This window comes from Companilactobacillus sp. HBUAS59699 (genome assembly GCF_036913575.1).
In the GTDB taxonomy this organism is placed as follows: domain Bacteria; phylum Bacillota; class Bacilli; order Lactobacillales; family Lactobacillaceae; genus Companilactobacillus.
This window is the reverse complement of the sequence record NZ_JAYKTV010000002.1, coordinates 229,491-255,607: the sequence shown is the minus strand read 5'-3', so window position 1 is coordinate 255,607 and position 26,117 is coordinate 229,491. Positions and strand designations below refer to the sequence as shown.

General features: G+C 37.4%; 27 protein-coding genes. 21 read left to right on the top strand and 6 right to left on the bottom strand.

Going from position 1 to position 26,117, the window contains the following annotated elements:
• The first annotated feature begins 278 nt into the window (after positions 1–278).
• The 5 genes from U8519_RS04920 (at position 279) to U8519_RS04900 (ending at position 4,427) form a co-directional block, all read left to right on the top strand.
• Positions 279–917: an ABC transporter ATP-binding protein gene (locus U8519_RS04920; RefSeq protein WP_334329194.1), complete on the top strand. Its 639-nt coding sequence runs from the start codon at positions 279–281 to the stop codon at positions 915–917.
• Positions 918–1,691, top strand: a complete 774-nt coding sequence (locus U8519_RS04915) for an ABC transporter permease (RefSeq protein WP_334329193.1) — start codon at positions 918–920, stop codon at positions 1,689–1,691.
• A gap of 51 nt (positions 1,692–1,742) precedes the next feature.
• A complete protein-coding gene (locus tag U8519_RS04910; RefSeq protein ID WP_334329192.1) occupies positions 1,743–2,705 on the top strand; it encodes an aldo/keto reductase in 963 nt (320 codons plus the stop codon).
• Positions 2,706–2,856: 151 nt separating this feature from the next.
• Positions 2,857–3,414: a hypothetical protein gene (locus U8519_RS04905; RefSeq protein ID WP_334329191.1), complete on the top strand. Its 558-nt coding sequence runs from the start codon at positions 2,857–2,859 to the stop codon at positions 3,412–3,414.
• Between the two features lie 89 nt (positions 3,415–3,503).
• Positions 3,504–4,427 carry a Ppx/GppA phosphatase family protein gene (locus U8519_RS04900; protein ID WP_334329190.1) on the top strand — a complete coding sequence of 308 codons (924 nt, stop codon included), beginning with the start codon at positions 3,504–3,506 and terminating at the stop codon, positions 4,425–4,427.
• Here U8519_RS04900 and U8519_RS04895 read toward each other — a convergent pair.
• Positions 4,424–4,936 (bottom strand): YbhB/YbcL family Raf kinase inhibitor-like protein, encoded by a 513-nt coding sequence (locus tag U8519_RS04895; RefSeq protein WP_334329189.1) that lies wholly within the window; start codon positions 4,934–4,936, stop codon positions 4,424–4,426. The two genes, U8519_RS04900 and U8519_RS04895, sit on opposite strands and share 4 nt — an antisense overlap.
• A gap of 43 nt (positions 4,937–4,979) precedes the next feature.
• Here U8519_RS04895 and U8519_RS04890 point away from each other — a divergent pair, with 43 nt between their 5' ends.
• The 13 genes from U8519_RS04890 (at position 4,980) to U8519_RS04830 (ending at position 18,327) form a co-directional block, all read left to right on the top strand.
• On the top strand, positions 4,980–5,936 hold the full coding sequence (locus U8519_RS04890) for a hypothetical protein (RefSeq protein ID WP_334329188.1): 957 nt from the start codon (positions 4,980–4,982) through the stop codon (positions 5,934–5,936).
• Between the two features lie 39 nt (positions 5,937–5,975).
• Positions 5,976–6,677 carry an NAD-dependent protein deacylase gene (locus U8519_RS04885; protein ID WP_442892129.1) on the top strand — a complete coding sequence of 234 codons (702 nt, stop codon included), beginning with the start codon at positions 5,976–5,978 and terminating at the stop codon, positions 6,675–6,677.
• Between the two features lie 59 nt (positions 6,678–6,736).
• On the top strand, positions 6,737–8,755 hold the full coding sequence (metG, locus tag U8519_RS04880; RefSeq protein ID WP_334329186.1) for a methionine--tRNA ligase: 2,019 nt from the start codon (positions 6,737–6,739) through the stop codon (positions 8,753–8,755).
• Complete coding sequence (locus tag U8519_RS04875; protein ID WP_334329185.1) at positions 8,755–9,519, top strand: TatD family hydrolase; 765 nt, start codon at positions 8,755–8,757, stop codon at positions 9,517–9,519. Before metG ends, U8519_RS04875 begins: the two co-directional genes overlap by 1 nt.
• Positions 9,520–9,522: 3 nt before the next feature.
• Positions 9,523–10,089 carry a ribonuclease M5 gene (gene rnmV, locus U8519_RS04870; RefSeq protein ID WP_334329184.1) on the top strand — a complete coding sequence of 189 codons (567 nt, stop codon included), beginning with the start codon at positions 9,523–9,525 and terminating at the stop codon, positions 10,087–10,089.
• The gene (gene rsmA / locus U8519_RS04865) at positions 10,079–10,969 is read left to right on the top strand and encodes a 16S rRNA (adenine(1518)-N(6)/adenine(1519)-N(6))-dimethyltransferase RsmA (protein WP_334329183.1); all 891 of its coding nucleotides are present in this window, start codon (positions 10,079–10,081) and stop codon (positions 10,967–10,969) included. The genes rnmV and rsmA overlap by 11 nt, the downstream gene beginning before the upstream one ends.
• A gap of 79 nt (positions 10,970–11,048) precedes the next feature.
• A complete protein-coding gene (locus U8519_RS04860) occupies positions 11,049–11,336 on the top strand; it encodes a Veg family protein (protein ID WP_334329182.1) in 288 nt (95 codons plus the stop codon).
• A 136-nt stretch (positions 11,337–11,472) separates the two neighbouring features.
• Positions 11,473–12,891 (top strand): leucine-rich repeat domain-containing protein, encoded by a 1,419-nt coding sequence (locus U8519_RS04855; protein ID WP_334329181.1) that lies wholly within the window; start codon positions 11,473–11,475, stop codon positions 12,889–12,891.
• 158 nt (positions 12,892–13,049) lie between these two features.
• The gene (gene purR / locus U8519_RS04850; RefSeq protein WP_334329180.1) at positions 13,050–13,892 is read left to right on the top strand and encodes a pur operon repressor; all 843 of its coding nucleotides are present in this window, start codon (positions 13,050–13,052) and stop codon (positions 13,890–13,892) included.
• 75 nt (positions 13,893–13,967) lie between these two features.
• Positions 13,968–15,356 (top strand): bifunctional UDP-N-acetylglucosamine diphosphorylase/glucosamine-1-phosphate N-acetyltransferase GlmU, encoded by a 1,389-nt coding sequence (gene glmU, locus U8519_RS04845; protein WP_334329179.1) that lies wholly within the window; start codon positions 13,968–13,970, stop codon positions 15,354–15,356.
• 12 nt (positions 15,357–15,368) lie between these two features.
• Positions 15,369–16,349, top strand: a complete 981-nt coding sequence (locus tag U8519_RS04840; RefSeq protein WP_334329178.1) for a ribose-phosphate diphosphokinase — start codon at positions 15,369–15,371, stop codon at positions 16,347–16,349.
• Between the two features lie 275 nt (positions 16,350–16,624).
• Entirely contained in the window at positions 16,625–16,816 is a 192-nt protein-coding gene (locus U8519_RS04835; protein WP_334329177.1) for a hypothetical protein, read from the top strand.
• 95 nt (positions 16,817–16,911) lie between these two features.
• Positions 16,912–18,327 carry a DASS family sodium-coupled anion symporter gene (locus tag U8519_RS04830; protein WP_334329176.1) on the top strand — a complete coding sequence of 472 codons (1,416 nt, stop codon included), beginning with the start codon at positions 16,912–16,914 and terminating at the stop codon, positions 18,325–18,327.
• 37 nt (positions 18,328–18,364) lie between these two features.
• Here U8519_RS04830 and mscL read toward each other — a convergent pair whose 3' ends face one another.
• The 5 genes from mscL to U8519_RS04805 all read right to left on the bottom strand — a co-directional run bounded on the left by mscL (position 18,365) and on the right by U8519_RS04805 (position 23,113).
• Positions 18,365–18,778, bottom strand: coding sequence for a large conductance mechanosensitive channel protein MscL (gene mscL, locus U8519_RS04825; RefSeq protein ID WP_334329175.1), 414 nt, complete (start codon positions 18,776–18,778; stop codon positions 18,365–18,367).
• Positions 18,779–18,863: 85 nt separating this feature from the next.
• Positions 18,864–19,025: an MmcQ/YjbR family DNA-binding protein gene (locus tag U8519_RS04820; protein WP_334329506.1), complete on the bottom strand. Its 162-nt coding sequence runs from the start codon at positions 19,023–19,025 to the stop codon at positions 18,864–18,866.
• A gap of 101 nt (positions 19,026–19,126) precedes the next feature.
• Entirely contained in the window at positions 19,127–20,827 is a 1,701-nt protein-coding gene (locus U8519_RS04815; protein WP_334329174.1) for a glycerol-3-phosphate dehydrogenase/oxidase, read from the bottom strand.
• Positions 20,828–20,942: 115 nt separating this feature from the next.
• Positions 20,943–22,283, bottom strand: a complete 1,341-nt coding sequence (locus U8519_RS04810; protein WP_334329173.1) for an HD domain-containing protein — start codon at positions 22,281–22,283, stop codon at positions 20,943–20,945.
• Positions 22,283–23,113, bottom strand: a complete 831-nt coding sequence (locus tag U8519_RS04805; RefSeq protein WP_334329172.1) for a lipoate--protein ligase family protein — start codon at positions 23,111–23,113, stop codon at positions 22,283–22,285. Before U8519_RS04805 ends, U8519_RS04810 begins: the two co-directional genes overlap by 1 nt.
• 64 nt (positions 23,114–23,177) lie before the next feature.
• Here U8519_RS04805 and U8519_RS04800 point away from each other — a divergent pair, with 64 nt between their 5' ends.
• From U8519_RS04800 to U8519_RS04790, 3 genes are all read left to right on the top strand, one after another.
• A complete protein-coding gene (locus U8519_RS04800; protein WP_334329171.1) occupies positions 23,178–23,618 on the top strand; it encodes a DUF1934 domain-containing protein in 441 nt (146 codons plus the stop codon).
• A gap of 46 nt (positions 23,619–23,664) precedes the next feature.
• Positions 23,665–24,309, top strand: coding sequence for a DNA-directed RNA polymerase subunit delta (gene rpoE / locus U8519_RS04795; protein ID WP_334329170.1), 645 nt, complete (start codon positions 23,665–23,667; stop codon positions 24,307–24,309).
• A 162-nt stretch (positions 24,310–24,471) separates the two neighbouring features.
• Positions 24,472–26,085 carry a CTP synthase gene (locus U8519_RS04790; RefSeq protein ID WP_334329169.1) on the top strand — a complete coding sequence of 538 codons (1,614 nt, stop codon included), beginning with the start codon at positions 24,472–24,474 and terminating at the stop codon, positions 26,083–26,085.
• Positions 26,086–26,117: the final 32 nt, after the last annotated feature.

Genomic DNA, 26,117 nt, shown 5'->3' with positions numbered 1-26,117 from the left:
TGATTGAAGGTAGTCTGTGGTATCCTTCAACAATCTAAATATCATTATATATATGTTAAGTGACTCATACGTTTCATTTTTCGTAAAAATATTTGTTGTATTTTATTAACCATTCATATATTTAGTGATAAATGCCTAATATAGCAATGATTTGATAAATTGAAATTTTTGGCAAATATAGATGAAGTTATTGGCAATTTGGCATCAAATGAAAGATAATTCTATAGAGTAACGTAAACAACGTTAAGGCTTTCAAAAATAATTATGGGGTGAGGGACTTGAATAACATTTTTGAATTAACGGATCTTTCTTATCAAGTCGGTGATAAGAAAATTTTGAAAAATATTAGTTTGAATATCGAGCAAGGGAAGTACATTACTTTTGTGGGACCTTCTGGTAGTGGGAAGAGCACGCTAATGAGGATATTAGCCTCGATGATCACTGCTACATCAGGTGAAGCTTTGTTTATGGGCAAAAAAATAAGCTCATACGAGCCCACTGATTATCGTCGCCGAGTTTCTTATGCTTTTCAGCAACCAACGTTATTCGGTAAGACAGTTAAGGATAACTTGGAGTTTCCATATATTGTGCGTGATAAGGAATTTGATCGAAGTCAGGTGATCAAATATCTGAATTACGTTAACTTGGATGAAAGTTATATCGACAAAAGTGTCAATGATGTTTCTGGCGGTGAGAAACAACGGATCGCCTTGTTGAGAAACTTGATTTTTCCACCAGAAGTGTTGATAACCGATGAAGTTACTACCGGGTTAGATGCTGACAACAAAGAAATCGTGCACAATATTCTGGATAAGTTCAATCAAGATGGATTGACGATTCTGCGTGTTACACACGATGATTCAGAAATCAAACACGCTACTGACAAAGTAACAATCAAGAACGGTGAGGTGATCTAGATGTCTAACTTAACAGTTTCAAACTCAACTTTGGCACTAGGCTTTGTTTTGGTAATCATTGCTTTAGTGATTGGCTATTGGCAAAAGCTACAGATCGATAAGGATATTATTATCGGTGTTGTTCGTGCAATCGTTCAACTGACGATTGTGGGATATATTTTGAAATTTGTTATTAAAGCTAATGATGTTTGGCTGACGATGGCTTTTTTTGTCGTTATTGTGATCAATGCTTCTTGGAATGCAGGTAAGCGTGGTAATGGTATCCCTAAGGCGTTTGAATTTTCTTTATTAGCAATCTCGGTCGGAACGGTTATTACTTTGGGTACGTTGGTTTGGACAGGTTCGATTCAATTTATTCCAGAACAGATAGTTCCATTCACAGGGATGATAGCTAGTAACATCATGGTGGCAATCGGCCTTTGTTACCGCAATATGAAGCAATCATTCACTGATCGGCACCAACAGATCCTAGAAAAACTGGCCTTGGGTGCTGATATTAAATTAGCTTCTGAAGATATTATTCGTGAGAGTATTAAAAGTGGGATGCAGCCAACGATTGATTCTATCAAGACTTTGGGCTTGGTCGCATTACCGGGTATGATGTCAGGTTTGATCATTGCCGGAGTTGATCCTGTGAAGGCCATCAAATACCAAATCATGGTTACGTTTATGTTATTGGCATCTACTAGTATTGGCTCATTTATCTCCTGCTATTTGGCCTATAAGCAATTTTATAATGAACAAAAACAGCTCAACTCTGATTTACTTTCTTAATAAATACTATAATTGATTTTATAAATATGTCAGTTAAGGAGAATAATCAGAATGGTTAAATTGGATAATGAATTAAGTATTCCACCGATTGCCCTAGGAACTTGGTCATGGGGTTCAGGTAATAATGGCGGTGATCAGATTTTTGGCAATCACTTGAATAAGGATAATTTAAAATCAGTGTTTGAAGCTGGTATGAAGAATGGCTTGAATTTGTGGGATACAGCTGCAGTTTATGCAATGGGGGACTCTGAAACAATTCTTGGTAGTTATTTACAAAATGTCGATCGTCAAGATGTGATCTTGTCGACTAAGTTCACACCGCGTATTGCTCAAGATGTGGAACATCCTATGGAAACAATGTTAGATGGTAGTTTGAAGAGATTACATACTGACTACACTGATATTTATTGGATCCATAATTCAGCTGATGTTAAAAAGTGGACGCCGCAACTAATTCCATTGGTTAAATCAGGCAAGATCAAGCATATCGGATTATCCAATCATAACTTGGATGATTTGAAATTGGCCGCAAATATTTTGGCAGATGCCGGATTGAAAATTTCAGCAGTTCAAAATCATTACAGCTTGTTGTATCGAGCTTCGGAGCAAGCTGGTATTATCGACTATTGTAAGAAGAATAATATTGTGTTTTTCTCATACATGGTTTTAGAGCAGGGAGCATTGTCAGGTAAGTATGATGTCGATCATCCCTTGCCAGAAGGCAGCCGCCGTGCTAAGGAATACAATCCGGTGCTTCCCAAGTTGGAGAAGTTGTTAACAACGATGAAAGAGATCGGTAAGAGTAATAACCTGTCAGTTGCACAAGTTGCAACCGCTTGGGCTATTGCTAAAGGAACCGTGCCAATTCTTGGTGTAACCAAGGCCAAGCACGTTGAAGATGCGGCTGGATCTACCAAGGCAACTTTATCTGAAGAAGAGATGTTGCTGATGGAAAAATTGGCTTATGAAACAAATATCGATACTCGTGGTGTTTGGGAGAAGCCAATGTTATAAAAATCGTTTTAAATAATTTCAGCTATATTTTAGTTGGAATTATTTTTTTATTTTCATAATCGAATTTGATATAAATAGAAAAATATATTGCAGCCATGCCTCATTGAGCATAGTATAAAATTAAAGATTTTTTGATTATGGGGGAATAATTATGAAAAATTTGAAGATAAATATTGCCACTGGAATTGTTGGTATTTTGAATTGTGTTCTCTTTGCAATTTCATGGCCAATGATTTTTGGTGCAGCCGTTAGTGATGGATTTACGGGAACGCATGTAACAGGTGGTACGGGCGCCTTTTTCTACGTTATGGCTGGAATTGGAGTTGTTCTGAATATAGTTGCATTGTTACAAAGTAAAAAAGTGGGAATCTCACTAGTAGGACCAATTTTAGGGATTATTGGTAATGGCTTGTTCTTAGCTTCAGCAATTATGGCATTCCCTGCAATCGTAGTATTGATTGTTGGAATAGTATTTATATTCTTACACCATCCTTCAAAAAATGGTTATGTTATGAATGATTCTTCGTATATGAGAAATAATTATAATCAACAAAATCAATATCAACCTGGAAATCAATACCGGGGACAAAATAATCAGCAATATGGTAATAATGTTCAACAAAATCAATACAATCAAAATTTTAGTAATCAACAAAACAATCAAAATTATGGAAACGTTGGAACTAGAATGAGTCGAAGAAATAAGTAGAAACGATCAATTTTTTTAACTTTGTGAAGATAGACCTACTATGTAGGTCTATTTTTTTATATAATTGACACAATGGGATGTGATGCAATGTGAAGTTAGCAGTGATAGAAATAGGATCTAACTCCATCAGAACATCAGTGTATAGATCTTCAAAGCGGAATCGTTTTAAGACTTTGGACCGATGGCGAGAGCCTGTCCGGTTAGGAAAATCGATTGCACAAAGTCGATTATTAACGAATGAACAAATTGAAGAAACAATTGATGTTCTTAAGAAGTTTCAAAATAGGATCCAAAGATACGAAGTAGATAGAATTAGTTTAATTGCCACGGCCGCTGTCCGGATGGCAAAAAATCAAGAACAATTAATTTTTGCGGTGTTAAAAGAAACCGGCTTACAACTGCATATTATCGATGAACAAGAAGAAGCCTTTTACGATTACGTAGCAGTTCGTAACACGATGAGAGTTAAAGACGCTTTGATCGTAGATGTTGGTGGTGGAAGCAGTGAAATCAGTTTGGCTAAGAAAGGTCGATTGAAGCATGGATTGAGTATTCCAATTGGTGCTATTTCGATTTCTGATTTATATTTAAAAAGTGACCCGATCACAGCAAGAGAATTGTCTGCCGCCAAACGTGAGATCAGTGAGCATTTAGATAGTTTACAGTGGATGAATGCCAAAGCATCATTTGTTGGCTTAGGTGGAACCTTACGTGCTGTCACTAGCATTTTGAATCGTGAAGGTAAGCGAAAGAAAACACTTCATAATTCAATCGTGACGATCGATCAAATCGACCAATTATTTAATCGCTTAGTCCATGCGTCAAATGAAGAACGCAGCCAAATCAAAGAATTGAGCGATGGCAGATATGAAGTAATACTCGGCGGTATTTTAATCATTTCAGAGATCATCAAAAAAACCCCCTCTAAAGAAATTCGCTTTTCGAATTTCGGCGTTAGAGAAGGTTATGTTTTTAACTATTTTCATAAGATGAATCTACAAGAAAAGGATTAATTTGCACGACTAGGTAGGGTTATTTGAGCTGAATCCAGAACTTTTCCTTCTATCTTGTGGAGAAGTTCATTCATCCAGAAGCCCTCTTTAATATCAAGAGTATCACTTAAGGCGTATACTTTTAGTACATAATCGTGTGTTTGATCAGGTGGGTTAGGTCCATTATATCCGACCTTTAAGTCCTCATCATTGTCACCAAGCAATGGACTAGCGGAGCTATTCTTACCTTGAACTACTGAAGATCCAGCTGAACGGCTGAAATCTTCAGGGATATCCAATTGTTCAGGTGAGATATTAGCAGCCGTCCAGTGGATCCATTCAAATCCACAAACTGGGATTGAATCTGGATCAGTGAATGTGAAGGCGAGTGATTTTGTGCTTGCGGGAATATTTGATAATTTAATCGGGAAACTAATGACGGGTTTCCCATTTTTAATATCGTTTGCGGGAGCGAACTTACCGTATTTGTCCGGCAACAATCCGTCAACCAAATGTACATTTATTTCCATAAACCCATCTCCTTAAAAATTTATTTATAACGAGGTAATAAAAATGGAACAAATAGATATAAAAGATCTATCTGATGTTATTGTAAATCAGATTCGAAAGATTGAACAATTAGTTGGAAGACCAGTGACGGTTTTTAGCGATTACTCTGATCATGAGTATTTGACCTTGGATCAAGCTAGTCATTCAACCAAAGATGGAAAGATCCAAGTTATCATAACTAATGAAAAGTACAAAGATTTTGTTTTATTGCATGAACTTTATCACATTGAATTAGAGAACTCTGGGGAACCACTTATTTCCTGTGCTGTGACAACTGGCAAGGAAGATGAAGACGGCCGAGTTTTATCAACGGCTAATTCATTATTTGAAACTTTGGAACACGCTGAGATCGTTAAGAAGCAAGTTGAAGATGGCAGCTATACTGATGAAGTCAAGGATGCTTACCTAAAGGGAATCGACCACGCTTTGAACCCTAACGTCCAATTGGATCTAGCTAATATGAGATTTTATCGTACTTTGATCATCTTTGACGGGATCGTCTTTGGTGAACACGCTAAGGATTCAGAATGGAAGATGGAATTCCCTGTTTCTTACAAAGTGGCATCTGACTTTGTTAAGCAAGTGGAGAATAATGATATGACCGTTCCTTTCCAATTTAGACGTGCTTTGATCCACGTTCTAGAAGGTTACAACAACTTGATCATTTCTAATGGATACGAAGGGATGCACTATCACGAATTCTTAAATGTGACACCAGTTGTCTCCGATCGTCAGTTAAGATTGACCTTGAATCAGTTGTTCCAGATCAAGCATTCACCATACACTAATCGTGCTACTAAGAAGGATGCCTTTATTCTGTTAGGTGTTAACGATGGTCAAAGTGTTGCTACTTTGAATATCGATCCCAAAAAAGTAACACCTGAATTTTACAAGGCATACTATCAACAAACAGTAGAAAAAGCATTTTCTCAAAGTGGGGTTCAATACATTATTAGATAGATTTTGAAAAATATAAGGAGGATTTTTATGTCAGACAAGATTTCAGAATTCAAAGATCTGCTTCAACAAGCCAAATTTGTAACTTTTTTGACTGGTGCCGGGGTTTCGACACCATCGGGGATACCTGATTATCGTTCCAAAAACGGTTTATATAAGCGTGAAAAGTATGATTTTCCACCTGAATATATGTTAAGTCATGATAATCTGATCGAACATCCTGATATTTTTCATGATTTTACAGTGCACAATATGTATTTTCCAGATGCTAAACCAAATATTATTCACAAGAAAATGGCTGAAATCAGTAATGAAAAGGGAGCAATCGTCACACAAAATGTCGACAAATTGCATACCAAAGCTGGTGCCAAAAATGTCGTGGAATTCCACGGTAACTTATACGATAATATTCATTGCTTAACTTGCGGTAAGGAATTTGATTACAAGTACTATCTCAAGGATTACCGTCACCACGAAGATAATGGAATAATTCGTCCTGGAACTACGGTCTTATACGGCGAGAGTATCAATCCTGACAATGTTGAACATGCGGTTGAAGATGTTGAACATGCTGATCTATTGGTCGTTGTAGGGACTAGCTTCAAGGTTTATCCATTTGCGGGTCTATTGAGATATGCACAACCGAATGCCAAGCTGGTTGTCATTAATAAGGAGAACTTGGAGTTAGACTCTGAAGTTTTAGCTATTTCTGATGACGCAGTTAATGTTTTTTCTCAAATTTAAAATGATATACTTATAACAATATTGCTTAACTATTTATTTGCGGAGGCTTAAAGATATAAATGACTAAAGATAATAAGACTTTTTACATAACTACTCCTATCTATTACCCATCAGGTAAATTAACGATCGGTAATTCATATACAACCATTGCGGCGGATACACTAGCTCGTTACAAGCGCAACGAAGGTTACGATGTATTCTTCCTAACTGGTACAGACGAACACGGTTTGAAGATCGAACAAAAAGCCGAAGCTAAGAACATGGAACCACAAGAATATGTTGATATGATGGCAGCTGATATCAAGAAGTTATGGAAGACACTTGAAATTTCTAATGACAAGTTCATTCGTACAACTGATGATTATCACGTTAAGGCTGTTCAAAAAATCGTTGAAAAATTAATTGCGCAAGGTGATATTTACTTGGGTGAATACACTGGCTGGTATTCAGTTGATGATGAAGAATACTTCACAGAATCACAATTGGCTGAAGTATTCCGTGACAAAGATGGCAAGGTCATCGGTGGTAAAGCTCCATCAGGACATGAAGTTACCCTAGTTAAGGAACCTTCATACTTCTTCAAGATGGGCAAGTACGCTGATCGTCTCTTGAAGTATTACGAAGATAATCCTACATTCATCGAACCAGAAATTCGTAAGAACGAAATGATCAATAACTTCATCAAGCCCGGTCTAGAAGACCTAGCTGTCTCAAGAACTAGTTTCAAGTGGGGTGTGCCGATCCCTAGTGATCCTAAGCACGTTGTTTATGTTTGGGTCGATGCTTTGTTGAACTATATCACGGCACTAGGTTATATGAGTGATGATGATTCACTATTCAAGAAGTTCTGGCCAGCTAATGTTCAATTCGTTGGTAAGGAAATCGTTCGTTTCCACACTATTTATTGGCCAATTATTCTTATGGCTCTAGGTATTGAATTGCCTAAGCAAGTCTTCGGACACGGCTGGTTGTTGATGAAGGACGGCAAGATGTCGAAGTCTAAGGGTAATGTTGTTTATCCTGAAATGTTAGTTAACCGTTATGGACTAGATTCACTACGTTACTACTTAATGCGTGCAATGCCATTCGGTAACGATGGTGTCTTCACTCCAGAAGATTACATTGATAAGATCAACTATGATCTCGCTAACGACCTTGGAAACTTATTGAATAGAACTATTTCTATGATCAATAAGTATGACGATGGCAAAATCGTATCTGTTGCAGCACTGACAGATCTAGACAAGGATCTTGAAAAATCATATGCGGATACTTTGACTGACTATCGTGATCACATGGACAAGTTTGAATTCCCAGAAGCACTTGCTAGTGTTTGGGCATTTATCAGCCATGCTAATAAGTATATCGATGAAACAAAACCTTGGGTTCTTGCTAAAGACGATGCTAAGAAAGCTGATTTACAATCAGTTCTTGGTCACTTAGCAGAATCATTGAGATTGATCGCACTATTGATCAGTCCTGTTATGACACAAGCACCAATTAAGATCTTTGCTCAATTGGGCTTAGATTATGATAACGACAAGAGCTTAGACTTCGGTGACACAGTTGTTGGTAAGACTGTAACTAGTGATCCTGAACCAATCTTCCCAAGACTTGATGCCAAAGAAGAAGTTGAATACATCAAGAGCAAGATGGCCGAAGAACAAGCTAAGAATGGTGGCGGCAAGTTGAGTAAGTCAGCTCAAGCCAAAGCTAAGGCTCAAAAGGAAGAGGAAGATGACTATCCAAAGGAAATCAGTTTTGATGACTTCTCAAAGGTTAAGATGGTCGTAACTGAGATCCTTGACGTTAAACGTGCCGCTAACGCTGATAAATTACTTCAATTTACTTTGGATGATGGTACAGGCGTTGATCGTCAAATTCTTTCAAGCATGTACGAATTCTATCCTAACTTCAAAGAATTAATCGGTAAGAAAGTAGTTGCCTGCATCAACTTGAAGCCAAGAAAGATCCGTGGTGAATGGAGTAACGGTATGTTGCTATCAACTGAAATGGGTGACGATGTTAAGTTAGTTATCGTTGATAATTCACACAAAAATGGAGCAATCCTCGGATAATGAAAATTTTTGATACACACACACATTTGAATGACCCAGCTTTTGCTGGCAAAACTCAAGAGTATATCGATCGTGCAGCTGAATTCGACGTTGATGAGATGGCAATTATTGGTCAAAACGAAGAGTACAACATTGAAGCTATTCGCTTGGCTCAAAATTATAAACCACTGCATGCAGTTATTGGTTGGCATCCTGAATTTGCCAAAGAATATAACGAAGAGCAACTGGTCAATCAGATCAAGTTACCAGAAGTTGTTGCTATTGGTGAAATCGGCTTGGACTATCACTGGGACGAGAATCCCGCCCCTGAAGTTCAAAAGGCCACTTTGTTGAAGCAATTAGATGTTGCTCAACAATATGATATGCCGGTGTCGATCCACTGTCGTGATGCCTTCTCCGACATGTATGAGATCTTGAAGCAACATGATATGTCTAAATCAGGTATTATCATGCACAGTTTCAATGGCGACATTAATTGGTTGAATAAGTTCTTGGACTTAGGTTTGATGATCTCATACAGTGGAGTTGTTTCATTTAAGAATGCTCCGGAAGTTCATGAATCAGCTAAGAATACGCCACTTGATCGACTACTAGTCGAAACAGACGCACCTTATCTAGCACCAGAACCATATCGTGGTCATCAAAATGAACCAGGATATACACGTTTTGTGCTTGATGCGATCGCAAAATATAAGGATATGGACCCAGATATTGTTGCCAAGCATACCTTTGACAATGCTCATCGGGTTTATAACATTAAGTAAAAAATGAAAATAAAAGAAATAATTGTAGTTGAAGGAAAATCTGATACTAATCGCTTGAAGGATTGTTTAGGTGATGTCGATACGATCGAGACAACTGGTTCGGCTCTGAATGACGAAACGATTCAAAGAATCAAAATTGCTCAACAAAAACGTGGTGTCATCATCTTTACGGATCCTGATTTCAATGGCAATCGATTACGTACTTTGATTTCCCAAGCGGTACCAGATGCTAAACAAGCATTTTTACCAAGGAACAAGGCAGTTCCTAAGAAGAGTGACGGCAGTTTGGGAATCGAACATGCTAAAGATGAAGATATAAAAAAGGCGTTGGCAGCTGTTTATACCACTTCAAATTTAGTTGATGATTATAGCACTGATGATATGATCGACCTCGGCTTGATCGGGGATGTTCGTTCTCAGAAGCGCCGTGAATTCGTGGGAGCTGAATTGAAACTTGGTTATACGAATGCTAAACAGTTTTTGAATCGTTTGAATATGTTACAAGTTGCACCACAAGATTTACTCGCTGCAGTCGAAAAATTTGATAAAGGAAGTTCCCATGACAATTAATAGATTAAGTATCGCTGATCCAATTCGCACCAATGATATTCTTCGCAAGTATAAGTTGCGTGCTAAAAAGAGTTTGGGACAAAATTTTTTAACAAGTGAAAAGGTCTTGGATGACATCGTTGATGCAAGTGATCTGCATTCTGATGAAATAGCAATTGAGATCGGACCTGGTATCGGTGCTTTAACTGAAAAGTTGGCACAGGTAGCTGAGAAGGTTTATGCGTTCGAGATCGATTCCAGTTTGATTCCAGTTTTGGAAGATACGTTGAGTTATTACGATAACATCGAAGTTTTTAACGAAGATATTTTAAAAGTTGACTTAGATAAGTTTGTTAAAGATCATCATTTGGAAGGTAAGACCATTAAGGTCGTCGCTAATTTACCTTATTACATTACGACACCGATCATGCTTAATTTGATCAATAGTGATTACCCATTCCAAGCACTAGTATTGATGATGCAAAAAGAAGTTGCTGAGCGAATCACCGCTAATCCGGGGCACCGTGAATATGGCTCACTAACAATTGCCGTCCAAACACAGATGGACGCCAAAATTGCTCGTATCGTTGGCAAGAATTCCTTCATTCCTAGACCTAAGGTTGATTCAGCCGTGGCTGTTTTGGAACGATTACCAAAAGACGAAGTAAATATTGAAGACCCAGTCTTTTTTAACAAAGTTATTCGTTCAGCTTTCGCTCAAAAGAGAAAGAGTTTGATGAACAATTTCTTAAATTGGTTAGGTCGAACAGATGAAAATCGTGCAATGATCAAAGAAGTTTTCAGTGACTGTGGAATCGCCGAGAATGCACGTGGCGAACAGGTTTCAATTGAACAATATAAAAAAATGGCGCGAGAATTGAAACAAAGAACTAAAAAATAATTAGTTTACAAAATGATAATCTGCTTGTAATTTTCATGAAACCGTGGTAAAATTGCACTCCTAAGGAGTGATTTATAATATGCCAACGTCATTGAAAACAATTAAGAGTCGTCTAGACGCTCACTTAGGCGAGAACTTAACGGTTGTAGCACAAGCAGGTCGTAAAAAAGTTATCCGCCGTCGCGGAACTTTAGCAGAAACATTCCATTCAGTTTTTGTAGTTGATTTGGATCAAAACGAAAATTCTTTTGAAAGAGTTTCATATAGTTATGCTGATCTACTAACAAAATCTATTGACATTACATTCGATAGTGAAGCAACAGAAGCAGATTCAAGCGCCGATGCAGAAGTAGCAGACGCTGAATAATAGATACGAAAAACAGGATTGCGAGTGACGCAATCCTGTTTTTTTGTGCTCTTTTGTGTTATTTCGTGACAAGAATACAGGTGATTTTATAACATGATATTACGTTAAAAAAATCACAATAAAGGAAGTGAGAATTATGAAGAGCAAGAATAAAATAATTTTGATAGCGAGTAGTTTGTCGGTGGGGGTTCTGCTTACTTCGACGGTAAGCAATATTCCGGAAGTTGCTAAGGTAGTTGCACATGAGAATGTGGTTAGGGCAGAAGGTGAAACAGAAAGTATTGACAGTTGGATGCCTGATCCGGAGTTACAAAAAATCATTGCTGGGAAATTAGGATTAGATAATGTTGGTGATATTACTAAAACTAAATTAAGTGAATTTAATAATTGGGCTGATACTGATTTAGAAATTTCTGGAGAAAAAATTCAGAGTTTAGAAGGTATTCAATATGCGTCCAATTTGGAAGGACTAGCTTTATTGGGCACCTCTGTGTCAGATATTTCACCAGTTAAAGGTTTGAAAAATCTTAAATCATTGTTTATCACGAATAATGCAATTACTAATTTTCAACCGTTACAAAATCTAAATCTTGATAAAGATGAAGTTTATATTGGTAATGGAGAATTGGTGACTATAAAAAATAAAATTGAAAATTTATCTGAAGAACAACTTGTAATTGACCTATCAGATTACATCGGTAATTACGAAGGACTAAGCGTTAATAATCTAACAATTTACAATGGCGAAAATGAAATATCTACAGATATGTATGCCTTTAATGACAAAACAAAACAATTGATAATTAATGATTGGATTAGTGAAGGTAAAGTATCGAATAATGGAGTTTATCAGGGAAGTTTAACTATTAGTTTTAAACAACAATTTACGATCCCTTGGTACTTGGGTAATCTTTTTAACCAATCAATTGTAATTGAACAACCATACAAAATTGGAAATAACAATATTGGAATTATCGATTCCAAAACAGTCATGACGGACAAAGATCAATTAACTATTTATGACAAGAACGGAAATGTTACAGGAAGTAAGAATCTATCTGGCATCACAATTTACAATGTTACTAAAGTTAATAAGATAAATAATGAAGAATACTACCAAATCGGTGATGATGAATGGATCAGTACTAAGGATGTCAGTGAATTTCATCGTAACGAAACGGTTATTCAGACTCATCATGATACTTACACAACTTTAAGCACTTTAAGTGGAAATACGATCGGCAACAGAGCTTTAGCAGCAAATAGTAATTGGTATTCAAATGGGTATGCATTTATCAATGGTGAAAAGTACCATAGAATCTCAACGAATGAGTGGATTCATGACGATCACGGTGTAGTGTATGAAAAAATCAGTGGGATTGTAGTAGCTAAGGAAAATGTTCAGTTGTATAACAGCAAGGGGAAAAAATCGAATCGAGCTTTGATGAACGGGGCAGAATTTTATACAGATAAAGTTGGAAAAATCAATGGTCAAGACATGTATCGAGTGGCTAGTGACGAATGGGTCCCAGCAGAGTTGGTAACATTAAAATAAATAATTCAAAACGAAGTTCTGACTAGTAATCAGAACTTTTTTACATCCAATTAAGCAAAAAGCCTTGAAAATCTTAACAAGTTAGTGGAAAATGAATTGATTGTTATGCTATTTACTTTATAATTTTAAATGAGACAGGTTTTTTAGGAGAGAGATATATGAAAACACGAAGAAGCGAACGATTGATTGATATGACTCGTTACTTGTTGGAGAGACCACACACGCTGATTTCTTTGGCTTTTTTCGCTGATAGATTTGAATCAGCCAAGTCATCAATTTCTGAGGATTTAAGTATTTTAAGACGGACCTTTATGATTCGTGGCATTGGTGCCTTAGAAACTTTGCCCGGAGCCGGTGGTGGAGTTATCTTTACACCTGGTATTTCGAAGAAAGAAGCTACTGATTTTGTCAACAACACGGTCAAGAGATTAGAAGAACCTGACAGAATCTTGCCTGGTGGTTATTTGTATCTGACTGATCTATTGGCAGATCCCGAGGTTTTGAGAACTATCGGAAGAATGATTGCAACGCAATATTCACAAAGTGCCATCGATGTGGTTATGACGGTCGCTACTAAGGGAATTCCTATCGCTCAGAGTGTAGCGAGTTTCTTAAACATCCCCTTTGTGATCGTACGTCGTGATTCGAAGATCACAGAAGGATCGACGATCAGTGTTAATTATGCTTCCGGTTCATCCGATCGAATCGAAAAGATGGAATTGTCTAAGCGCAGTTTACCAGAAGGTTCACGTGTCTTAGTAGTCGATGACTTCATGAAGGGTGGCGGTACTATCAACGGTATGCGCAGCCTTATTTCAGAATTCAATGCAATTTTTGCAGGAGCAACTGTCTTTGCTGAAAATATCAATGTAAAATCTGAGTTCAGAGATACCAAAGTTACTTCTATTTTTAAAGTCCAAGAAATCGACACAGTCAACCGTATTCTAAAGATGGAACCCGGTGATTATTTAGCAAAAACAGATTTCAGTTATTTTGAGTAAAAACATAATTGAGTAGAGTATGTGAATAATGCTATTATATATAAGGATATTTGAGTGACTGAAAGGGAGTTTCCAATGTCGAATCGTTATGTAATAATTCTTGCTGCCGGCAAGGGCACAAGAATGAAATCAAAATTGTACAAAGTATTGCATCCAGTAGCTGGTAGAGCTATGGTCGATCATGTTTTGACTCAAGTTGAAAAACTTGATCCAACCATCGTTGAAACAGTTATTGGTAGTGGTGCGGAAAAGGTCCGTGAATTACTCGGGGATCGTACTAAGTATGCCTTGCAAAAAGAACAATTGGGTACTGCCCATGCGGTATTACAAACTGAAGATGTTTTAGCTGGTAAAGAAGGAACAACTTTGATCATCAATGGTGATTGTCCATTGTTTACTGCTGAAACTTTCGAAAAACTATTTGCCTATCATGAAGAACAAAATGCGGCTGTTACTATTTTGACAGCTCATGCAGATAATCCATTCGGTTACGGTCGTATGGTTCGTGATTCTGATGGTAATGTTGTGAAGATCGTCGAACAAAAAGATGCTTCTGAAACTGAGAAGAAGATCCAAGAAATAAATACTGGTGTATTTTGTTTCGACAATGAACTATTGTTCAGCAATTTGCACAATGTAAACAATGATAATGCTCAAGGCGAGTATTATCTACCAGATTTGATTTCTATGCTCAAAGACCAAGGTAAGAAAGTTGCTGCTTATCAAATGGCAGACTTATCTGAATCAATGGGTGTAAATGATCGTGTGGCATTATCACACGCTGAAAAATTGATGCAAACACGTATCAACGAAGCACACATGCGTGATGGTGTAACGATTATCGATCCTGATAACACTTATATCGATGTCGATGTAAAAATTGGCAATGATACAATTATTGAACCAAATACTAAGATTTTTGGTAAGACGACTATTGGCTCAGATTGCTTAATTGGTTCAGGTTCAAGACTTGAAGATGCTACAATTGAAGACAACGTTAAGATTATCAGCTCTACTGTTGAGAGTGCTGTTATGCATACAGGCAGTGATCTAGGACCAAATTCTCATTTGCGTCCTAAGGCTGAGATCGGCAAAGACGTCCATGTTGGTAACTTCTGTGAGATCAAGAATGCCAAGATCGGCGATCGTACTAAGGTCGGTCACTTAACGTATGTTGGTGATGCTACACTTGGTAGTGATATCAATGTTGGTTGTGGTGTGGTATTCGTTAACTACGATGGTGTAAAGAAGTGGCACAGTAATATTGGTGATCACTCATTCATCGGCAGCAATTCAAATATCATTGCTCCAGTTGAGATGGAAGATCACTCATTCATTGCTGCTGGTTCAACCATTACTAGTGATATTCCTAAGCACGCCATGGCAATTGCTAGACAAAGACAGACTAACAAAGAAGATTTTTGGAATAGATTACCATTATCAAAAAGTGAAGATTGGAAATAAAGGTGGAAATTAATGTCATATCAAAATAACGAACGACCAATGAAAATTTTTGCGTTGAACTCTAACAAACCTTTGGCAGAAAAAATTGCTAAAGAAGTTGGGATTCCGCTAGGAAAGTCATCAGTTACACGTTTTAGTGACGGTGAAATCCAAATCAATATTGAAGAGAGTATTCGTGGTGCCGAAGTATTCTTAATTCAATCAACTTCAGCTCCTGTTAACGATAACTTGATGGAATTATTGATCATGGTCGATGCTTTGAAGCGTGCTTCAGCACACTTGATCAACGTAGTTATTCCTTATTATGGCTATGCTAGACAAGATAGAAAGTCACGTTCACGTGAACCTATCACTGCTAAATTAGTTGCTAATATGTTGCAACGTGCCGGTGTTGATCGTGTACTTGCACTTGATTTACATGCTGCTCAAATTCAAGGTTTCTTCGATATTCCTGTTGATCACTTGATGGGTGCACCACTTCTAGCTGATTACTTCTTAACAAATCATCTAGAAGAAGATGCCGTAGTTGTTTCACCTGACCACGGTGGTGTGACTCGTGCTAGAAAATTAGCAGAATTCTTGAAGACACCAATTGCCATTATTGATAAACGTAGACCTCGTGCTAATGTTGCCGAAGTTATGAATATCATTGGTAATGTGAAGGGCAAACGTGCAATCATCATTGATGATATGATCGATACTGCCGGTACAATTACTTTGGCATCACAAGCATTGATCGATGCTGGTGCAACTGAAGTATACGCATGTTGTACACACCCAATTCTTTCAGGTCCTGCTATCGAAAGAATTGAAGCTTCACCAATCAAGAAGTTGATCGTTACAGATTCAATTAATCTACCTAAAGAAAAAGTTATCGATCGTATGGTTCAGGTTTCAGTTGGACCACTTATCGGTGATGCAATTCGTCGTATTCATGATAATGAACCAGTTAGCCCATTATTTGATACACGTTTCAAACGTAATAAAAAATAATTTATATTAAAAAACAGAGCGTGACAAAACACGGTTAATTTCTGAGTATAACCGAAAAAGATTTAGTATTTACGTAGTAAATGCTAAATCTTTTTTTGTTAAACGGAAGAAATTGTGTTTTGACGCGCGTTTACGCTGTAAATTCATACGGTGACCGAGTTATGTCACGGCCTCTTTTTTGTCCATTAAGTACATTGTGAGTTAATCTTTTGACTAACCAATCTAAAAATTGTATTTTGTTAAAAAATAAAAAACTTTTATTGGTGGTGTAAACGATGATTCCAATGTTCTGGACTTTCATAATGATCGTGGTCATCCTGATTTTCTGTTTAAAGAATGATCGCTATGCGCGCAATATAAAAACTTATAAATCTGATTTGGTAACGATTGGTGTCGCTATCGGAGTAACAGCTGTTATCTGTTTGAGCTTCGTTATCGTCAGCGGACATGCATATATGTTCTTTTAAATATATAAATAAGTTATAATTTTGTATATCGAATTTTATAAATTTTCTATCCCTTTTTTTGATATAATAAAAGAAATTAATTAAGGGGAGAAACAATGAAAGAACGTAATAAAAAAATAATTTATTCGATTCTTATCGTCGCCGTGGTACTAGCCATTTGGTTTTTACCAGTGCCGACTGGAGTAAAAGTTACTGGATGGCGAACATTTGCTATTTTTGTTGGCTTTATTTTGGGGTGTCTATTGAATGTTGCACCTTTAGCAATTTTATCGATCGTAATGATGGCGGTTTTGACTATCTCACAAGTAATGCCAGCTGAGTTGGTTTATGCTGGTTTTGGTAATAGTGCTGTTTGGCTGATCATGTTTGCTTTTTTTGTGGCGATCGGCTTTCGTACAACCAAGCTGGGATTTAGAATTGCTTACTATTTGATTTATCGGTTCGGCCACAGTTCACTAGCATTATCATATGTCCTAACGATTTGTGATGTAATTATGGCACCATTTGTTCCTAATACGAATGCACGTGGTGCCGGAGTTTTATATCCGATTACCATGTCATTATCCAAATCACTAGGTTCAGAACCGGATGACGGAACGCAGGACAAGATTGGATCCTTTTTATTGTTGACTAGTTTTCATCAGAACTTGATTGCCGGATCCTTATTCTTCACAGCCATGGCAACTAATCCATTGGCTATCAGTATGGGAAAGAGTGTTTTCCACGTGTCGATTTCTTGGCTCGATTGGTTCAAGTACACCTCGGTTCCCAGCATCTTAGCACTGATCATCGTGCCATTAGTGATTTATGTCATTCACAAACCAGAATTAAAAAAAATCCCTAATGCGCAGAGCTTTGCAAAAAGAGAATTAGATAAGATGGGTCAAATGTCGATCAAAGAGGACATTATGATCGGAGTATTCGTATTGATGATCGTTCTTTGGGCAACGACTCAATTCACTAAGTTGGACAATACAAGTATCGCTCTATTAGGCTTAGCTATTTTAATTATTACAGGAATTATTGGATTAGAAGACATTTTAGCAGAGAAAAAAGTTTGGAATATCTTCTTATGGTTGCCACCATTGATGGCAATTACACCTTATTTGGCACAAACAGGTGTGATCAAATGGTTCAAAGATATTATGCAAGATAGTGTCAAAGGAATGAGTTTGACACTAGCATTTATTGTTTTGGCATTAGTATATCTGTATATTCATTATTTCTTTACCAGTGTTTTGGTTCATATGCAGGCATTGTACATCCCATTTGCCACTGTCTTAGTGAGTTTGGGTGCAAATCCAACTATGGTTATTATGATGTTTGCCATTTTGACATGTATTTCACCAAGTACTACACATTACGGTACAGGTACAGCGTCGATTTATTTTGCGACTGGTTACGTTACTCAAAGAGAGTGGTGGAAAGTTGGATTCATTGTTTCATTAGTAGAATTCTTGATCTTCATGATCATCGGATTAGGCTGGTGGAAGTTATTAGGTATGTTTTAGAGCATGAAAAAAGCCGATGAATTTCATCGGCTTTTTGTTATCTTCTTCTATCTTTTTCTTGATCTCGCAATTGTTGATATCTCAATAAATCACGGATCTGTTGTAGATATTCTAGTTGAGGATCGAGTTCTTCAACACTCTCATCGAACTTACTCTTAGAACCGTCACGACGCATCTTATTCATTAGCTTGACGATTGTAAAGACCACGAACATGATGATCAAGAAGTTGATCAAGGCATTGACGAAATCACCAATCAAAAAACTTGCTCCGAATAGTTCAAACTTCATTTCGGACAAGTTGATTTGACCAATTAAAATACCAAGTAATGGGTTGATGATGTAAGTAGTCAACGCTGATACCAAACTATTAAAGGCAGCACCAACGATAACACCTACGGCCAAGTCGACGACACTACCACGAGAGATAAACTCTTGAAATTCTTTAAACATTTATGTGGCTCTCCTTTACAGCTTTCGATATACAGACTACTTTACTATATTTTGATGAATTTGTAAGTCTGTGACATTAATTTAATTATTTATTAGCCAAAGCGTAACTTTTATCGATCAGATCAAATAATTCATTATTAGGAATTGTTTCGTTCAAATATACCGTGTACCAAGACTTTTTACTCATGTGATATCCAGGGAAGAACTTCTGATTGTCGATGATGTTCTCGAGTTGGTCACCTTCGATTCTTAAATCAAGAATCTCGATTTTTTTATAATTGTTGTATTCAAAATATTACTTTCCCCCAAAAATAAAAAGCCTGTCCAAAAAGACAGACTTTGAAAAAATTAAACTTCTTTAGCAATGTGATTATGATAAGCATTCTTGATGTCGCTTAAGTCGGTTAACTTAAGTTTCTCGTTGACCTCATCAGTCATTGCTTGCTTAGTATCTTCATCCCAGCCGTAGTATTCACTTATGTAGTCGATCACAGCATCTTCGATATCCTTCATATGATTGATGTCGAAGAGCATTTGACTGCTACGACGTAATAAATAGTCGATTGGATGTTCAACCATCTCTGCTTTTAAACCATATTGTAACATTGCCCAGTCAACACGTGGCAAGCCATCTTTAGTTTCCTCTTCAGGTAAGAGGTCATAAATATCAGCAACGTTTGAACCGTATCTTTGGACTAACTTTTCAGCGTCTTCGCGGTCCAGGTCATAGTTGACGATTCCTTGTTCGGACATCTCGTCGAAGAAATTCTTCCAACCTTCATCTCCGCCAACTTCACCACCTGAAAGAGTTAAGTTCTCAGTTTGTTGTGGTTGATATTCATAGTCAGTTTCATTGGAGAGTTCAAAGGCAACTTCGTTGACGATCTTTTCCGCCATCTTACGGTAACCAGTTAATTTACCACCGGCGATCGATAATAATCCTGAATCGGATTTGAAGATCTCATCTTTACGTGAGATTTCAGAAGGTGATTTACCTTCTTCTTGAATCAATGGACGAACACCTGACCAGCCTGCTTCTACATCATCTGGTGTTAGTTTGGCCGGCAGATCGAACATTTGATTAGCAGCTGCTAAGATGTAAGTTACGTCCTTGACAGTGATATTTGGTTCCTTAGGATCTTCAGTCCAAGTCGTGTCAGTTGTTCCAATGTAAGTTTTACCTTCACGTGGAATGGCGAACATCATACGGCCATCATGGAATGGCGTGTCAAAATAAATTGAGTTGGTGATGGGGAATTTTTCATGATCGATCACTAAGTGAACACCCTTTGTTAAGTGAAGATGTTTACCTTCGTTAGATCCATCCATATCTCTGATTTCATCAACCCATGGTCCACATGAATTAACGACTTTTTTAGCGTAGATTTCACCAGTTTTACCAGTGATCATATCTTCGAAACTTACACCGCAAACTTTGTTTTCCGCATTGTATAGCAATCCGGTAACTTTGGTGTAATTAGCAATCAGAGCGCCTAATTCGTTAGCTTTTTTAACCACTTCAAGTGTTAAACGGGCGTCGTCCGTTCGATATTCAACATAGACTCCAGAGCCCTTGAGGTTTTCACTCTTGATGAAAGGCTCACGGTCGATCGTTTTTTGTGGATCAAGCATGTATTTACGTTCGGATGATTTGACTTGTGCTAAGCGGTCATAAACATCTAGTCCGATGGCAGTTGTAAATGGTCCGAAGGTTCCACCGTTGTAGAAGGGGAGCATCATTTTTAAGGGAGTGGTGATCTGAGGAGCATTGTTATAGACAATAGCACGTTCACTACCGACTTCATGGACTTCGTTAATAGCAGCTTGTTTCAAATAACGCAAACCACCGTGGACTAACTTAGTTGAGCGACTGGATGTACCAGAGGCAAAATCACGCATCTCAACTAAACCAGTCTTAAGACCACGACTTTGGGCATCGAGTGTGATTCCTGAACCTGTGATACCACCACCGATAACTAAAAGATCCAATTCATTATCTTGCATAGCTTGTAGGTTATCTAATCTGGTTTTTTCTGAGAATTCTTTCATTGAGTGTTCCTCCTAAAAAAGTTCATTATGTTTACATTTTAGTAAATTACCGAAAAAACTGAAAGCGTTTCACCTTGAAACCAGATAAATGTTTTTATTCATCAAAAAAGATAATTTAAATAATGGAATCGTTATGAATATGGCTTTGAAATTCAATATAAGCATCACTGAAAATATCACTAGGATGTTCGATCAACATTGACTTAGGGAAGTAAAAACGTTCATCTCCAGAGATCTTACCAGTCAGTGCATTGACTAGATTGCTGACAGTGGATAATTCAATCAATGATCCGTCGTCATTCATGATTTCGATCTGAGTGCGGCTCTTGTTGCTATGGGGACTATAAATATCGTAAGGCAAGTCGTAACTCGTATTAGTAGCTGTGTAGTAATTCTTATCGAATCCAGCACTCTCAACGATATTAGCTAGATCAGGCAGGATCTTTTCGGTGTCTTGATTGTATTCGGCTGACTTGAAAGGTTTACGATTCAAGAATCTATAGGCCAGATCTTTAAGAATCTCATCAGGATAATCTTGCCAGAGAGTGAAGTAGGTATTTAGTACGCCATCGTCTAGTAATAGATAGTCGCTGATAGTCACGTTGTTTTCAAAAAATGGTATCAATAAACTAGGCATTTCGAAGTCGTTCATGTGATTGTGTTCGTACAGATCTTTGGCACGTTGTAATAATTTAGTCAGAACTACTTCCATACCACGAGATACTGGGTGGAAATAGACTTGTTGATACATTTGAAATCTTGATAGTACGTAGTCTTCAACTGCATGCATACCATCGTTATCGAAGGCGATGCCGCCTTTGTATGGACGCATAACACGTAGGATTCTTGTTAGGTCAAACATTCCATACTTAGTGCCAGTGAAGTAAGCATCACGTAATAAGTAATCCATTCGGTCGGCATCGATCTGACTGGAGATCATTTGTACAACTTGAGGATTTTGGTAAGTATGAGCAATTACACTAGCGACTTTTTCGGGGAAGTCAGCAGATACTTTGCGGAGAACTTGGTTGATCTCTGTCTCAGGAGAAGTGATGATCTCACGTGTCCAAGCTTCATGGTCAGTATTGAAGATATGTTCAAAAGTGTGCGAGTAAGGACCATGTCCCACGTCGTGAAGTAAAGCAGCACATAAGGCTACGATACGTTCGTTGTCATCCCACAATCCGTCCCCAGGTTCTTTGGTAGGATAGTTTCGTTGGAAGTTGTCGCAGATCTGGCGAGTTATTTCATAGACACCCATACAGTGAGTGAAGCGAGAGTGTTCAGCTCCTTGGAAGGTAAAGGAGGCCGTGCCTAGTTGTTTAACTCGACGCAGACGCTGGAATTCCTTAGTATTGATCAAATCGAGGATCACTCGATGCTGTACGTGAATGTAGTTGTGAATTGGATCGCGAAAAACTTTTTCCCGAGGTAACATTTCTAGATTGTAAGTCATTATTTTTCTCCCAAGAGTAATTTTTTATTCTTATAGATAAGATCATCCATTGTTTGAGCATAGGCGTCTTTATATGGTAATGATTCTTTAACGATATTGAAGTTGCTTTTGTCGACTACATAATTATCTGATGATAATGTATCCAAGATTTTTTGTTTGGCGTCGTCGATCGTCAAAGCTTGATCGAGCATTTTATCCAAATCGGTCATGCAATGTACATCGATGTCGGGGTATTCAATATTTTCATGTTTTGGATAATTACTAATTTCATAAAAATCTTTCATTAATTGCGAGCGTTTCTTTTGATCACCTGTTACACTGATATAGGCCATAATTGCGACGGCATTTCCGGCACGTCGTTGAGATATGCCAGCAATTTTTTTGCCATCGATGCTCAGGTCATAAGTACCCGGACAATATGAACGAGTTATTTCACCAGTTTCGATTTTTTCGGAAAAAGTTTTTTGCATAATTTGGTGCATCTGTTCATATGCTTCGTCAATTGTGATATTGTTTTTATTTGGTAAAAATAAAGTAAAATTGAGAATTCCTGAATCGGTGACGACTCCCAGACCACCAGAATTTCTGACGTAGTAGATATATCTTTTCTCTTCGAGTCGTTTCATACCACCCTCAATATTCTTGAGTCGTTGATCTTGTAACCCTAGAATAACGGTAGGCGGGGTAGTCCAGAAGTGGGCTACGGGGATGGAATTTTCAGAGACGAATTTTAAGATCGCTCCGGTATCCGCAAAAGGTACGAGCATATCTTCGTCTTTGGTGATTTTTTGATTGTATAATAGAATTGTGTTGTCTAATGAATTGTTCATTTAATTAATCACTTCTTTAAAATTAATTGTTATTCTAATTTTATCATGTAGAGGCATCGGATTTATGGAAAATAACAGTATAGATATAAATGTAGAACTAAATATGGAAACTCTTCAATCGGGAGAGTTAACTCATACTAAGATTGCTGAGCCTGGTAAATTTACCATGATCGGTAAGTCGATGTATTTAAGATTTAATGAGAGTCTAGAAAATAATGATAAAGCATCGATCTTAGTCAAAGTTACTGACAGTGGTGAGATCCACGTCAGACGAGTAGCTAAGTCAACTAATTTAGCTTCATTACTATATTTTACTCATAAAAATCATAATAGTGGACAGTTGGAAACTGAATACGGAATTATGCCGTTGAAGACTTTTACCAAAGATTCAGCAGTAGAAATTGTCAATCAACCTCTGTCTGGCAAAATAAATATTGATTATGATTTGATTTATGACAATAATATAGTAGGTAATTACAAGTTTCGATTGATTTTTAATGCTTGACAATCTATCATTATAAATAAGACGCTGCGAAAGGACGTGTACCCGTTTGGAATTTGAAAAATTCAAGAACCAAAACAAAGATGAGCTTTCTCTAATCGAGGTTGCTTACGAAATTCTTGATACAAACAAGAAAGAGGCAATGAACTTTTCTGACATTGTCAATAAGATTCAGGACTACTTAGGTAGATCCGATGATGATGTTAAGGAATCACTTCCTCAATTTTACACAGATTTAAATAATGACGGAAGTTTTCTTTCACTTGGTGAGAACGTTTGGGGATTACGTAAATGGTATCCATTCGATTCCGTTGATGAAGAAGTAAACCATCCAGAAGATAATGGTACTGAGAATACTCACAAGGCAGCTCAAAAGGTTAATGCCTTCATGAGTGATGACGCTGAGGACGATGATGTTGTCGACTACGATGATGACACTGACTTAGACGTTTCAGATATGGACGACGATGATGACAGCGATGGCTCATCAAGTAATGGCCCAGATCTTTCTAAGTTTACAAATGCTGATCTTTCAGTAGATGATGACAGTGATGATGAACAAGACACTGGCTTAGATGATGGTATTGAAGGCCAATTGTCAGAGTTTGACGCTGATGATGACGAAGATGCTGATATCGATCTTGATGACGAAGATGACGATGATTCAGATGATGATGAAGACGACGATATTTAAATTTATGAATTTAAAGTTTGACGATTTGGATAGATAACAGTATTATATTGTTTGGGCTCTATTAGATTGTCTAATTACAAGTTCCCTGTTCAATATGAATAGGGAACTTTTTTATTTTTGGTTGAGTAGGAAATCCCTAGAAAGAATATGTGGAGGAAAGCTATGACTAAGTACATTTTTATTACAGGTGGAGTTGTTTCATCTCTTGGTAAGGGTATTGTTGCTGCATCCCTTGGTAGATTATTAAAGAATCGTGGATTAAAAGTAACAATGCAAAAATTTGACCCTTATATTAATGTGGATCCAGGAACTATGAGTCCATATCAACACGGTGAGGTTTACGTTACTAATGATGGTACAGAAACTGACCTTGACTTAGGACACTATGAAAGATTTATTGATAACGATTTGAACAAGTATTCAAACGTTACAACAGGTAAGATTTACTCTGAAGTTATTCGCCGCGAGCGTCGTGGTGATTATAACGGAGCTACAGTACAAGTTATTCCACATATTACAGATATGATTAAGCAAAAAATAATGCGCGCTGCTACAACAACTGATTCTGACGTTATCATTACAGAAGTCGGTGGTACAGTTGGTGATATCGAATCACTTCCATATCTAGAAGCACTTCGTCAAATGAAGTCAGAAGTTGGTTCTGAGAATGTTGTCTACATTCATACTTCACTAGTACCTTACTTGAAGGCTGCTGGCGAAATGAAGACAAAACCAACACAACACAGTGTTAAGGAATTACGTGGAATTGGTATTCAACCAAATATCTTGGTTGTTCGTACAGAAAAACCTATGCCACAAAACATGAAAGACAAAATTGCATCGTTCTGTGATGTTGATTCAGAAGCTGTTATCGAATCACGTGATGCCAAATCATTGTATGATATTCCATTGAACTTACAAGCTCAAAGCTTTGATGATATCGTATGCCGTTACTTACATCTTGATACTCCAGAAGCTGATATGACAGACTGGAACAAGCTAGTTGATCGTGTTAATAACTTGAAGCACACAACAAAGATCACACTTGTTGGTAAGTATACTAAGTTACAAGATGCTTATATTTCTGTTACAGAAGCACTTCATGCTGCAGGTTATGCTTATAATACTGATATTGAATTGAAGAAGATCTCTGCCGACCTTATTACTGAAGACAACGTTGAAGAAATGTTGGGCGATGCTGATGGTATCCTTGTTCCTGGTGGTTTTGGTAGCCGTGGACTTGAAGGTATGATCACAACTATCAAGTATGCTCGTGAACATGACGTGCCATACTTCGGTATTTGTTTAGGTATGCAAATGGCAAGTATTGAATTTGCTAGAAATGTTGCTGGTATCAAAGATGCAACAACTGGTGAAGTTGATCCAGATGCAGAAAACAAGATCATCGATATTATGGCAGATAAGAAGGATGTTGAGGACCGTGGTGGTACACTACGTTTGGGTGCATATCCATGCAAGTTGAAACCAGGTTCAAAGACTGCTGCTGCTTATGGCAATCAATCAGTAATTCAAGAAAGACACAGACACAGATACGAATTCAACAATGAATATCGTAAACAATTCGAAGATTTAGGATTAGTATTCTCTGGTGTTTCTCCAGATAATCATTTGGTTGAGATTATTGAAGTACCAAGCAATAAGTTCCACATTGCTGTTCAATATCACCCAGAGTTCTTATCAAGACCAACAAAACCAGAAGGTCTATTCAAAGCATTTATTGGTGCAGCTTCAGGGTTAGACGAAGACAATATGTAATTTCCTGAAGTAGTCAAAAATAGTTAGGGAAA